The following is a 1,156-nucleotide window of genomic DNA, read 5'->3' as shown; positions in this document are numbered from 1 at the left end:
CCGGAAGCGGGGAGGAAATACGAAAGTGCCTTCTGAGCTGGGACGATGAACCTTGTCGAGGGGTTCTGTCGGTCCAAGCGGAAGGCACTTTCTGCGTGCAGGGTATCGGTTCTCGTCCCAAGCTCCACGTCTCCACTGACGGTTCGGGGGTGGTCGGGCACGCGGGCGCACGTTTGCTGGCGGATCTTGCCGATGCCACCGGTCTGACCACCGCCTACTCCACTGCGCTCAGGCCGCTGCGACCGCGTGGCACCGGGCACGATCCAGGTCGGACCGCCACCGATCTCGCGGTGATGCTCGCCGACGGCGGTGAGGCGATAGCGGATCTGGCCGTGCTGCGGGACCAGGGCGAGGTATTCGGACCGGTCGCCTCCACGCCCACCGCCTGGCGGTTGCTCGCCGACACCGACGGGGCAGTACTCGTTTCGCTGCGAGCGGCCCGCGCCTCAGCCCGGGAAGTCGCCTGGATGCAGGCCGCCGAGACCGGCCAGGGCATACCCGCCGTCCAGGCCGGCGGACGAGAACTTCCCGGCCTGGTCCTGGACCTCGACGCCACGCTGATCACCTCCCACTCGGAAAAGGAACAGGCCGCGCCCACTTACAAAGGCGGCTTCGGCTTTCATCCGCTGCTGTGTTTCCTCGCGAACACCGGCGAGGCCATGTCTGGCCGACTGCGGCCCGGCAACTCCGGAGCCAACACCGCCGCCGATCACATCGCGGTGCTGGACGACGCCCTCGCACAGATCCCCGACGCTCACCGGTACGGCACCCAGATCCTGGTCCGCGCCGACAGCGCCGGATCCGCGAAAGCCTTCCTCACCCACATCCGGACCTTGCGCGAGCACGGGTTGAACCTGCGGTTCTCGGTCGGATATGCGGTCACCGAGCCAGTCCGTCGTGCAATCCGCTCACTGCCCGAAGCTCTCTGGCATCCCGCCTTGGACCAGAACGGGACACTGCGAGACGGCGCCGAGGTCGCCGAGCTGACCGGCATGGTCGACCTCGCCGGTTACCCGGTCGGCACCCGCATCACCGTGCGGCGCGAACGACCGCACCCCGGCGCCCAACTGTCCTTGTTCGACCACGACGAGGGCCTGCGGCACCAGGTATTCCTTACCGATACCCCGTACTCCGGCGGCGGCTCCGCACAGTTCCT

The 1,156-nt window shown here is 68.0% G+C and carries 1 protein-coding gene; it reads left to right on the top strand.

Translation table 11 applies throughout. The features are described 5' to 3' along the window. Positions 1 to 65: 65 nt before the first annotated feature. Positions 66 to 1,156: IS1380 family transposase (locus tag ACFVXE_RS39180; protein ID WP_389678593.1), on the top strand; the 1,091-nt coding region annotated here is incomplete at its 3' end.

The sequence above is a fragment of the Streptomyces sp. NPDC058231 genome (genome assembly GCF_042882275.1).
Classification (GTDB): Bacteria; Actinomycetota; Actinomycetes; order Streptomycetales; family Streptomycetaceae; genus Streptomyces.
The sequence above is the reverse complement of the archived record's forward strand: the minus strand, read 5'-3'. Positions and strand labels throughout refer to the sequence as shown.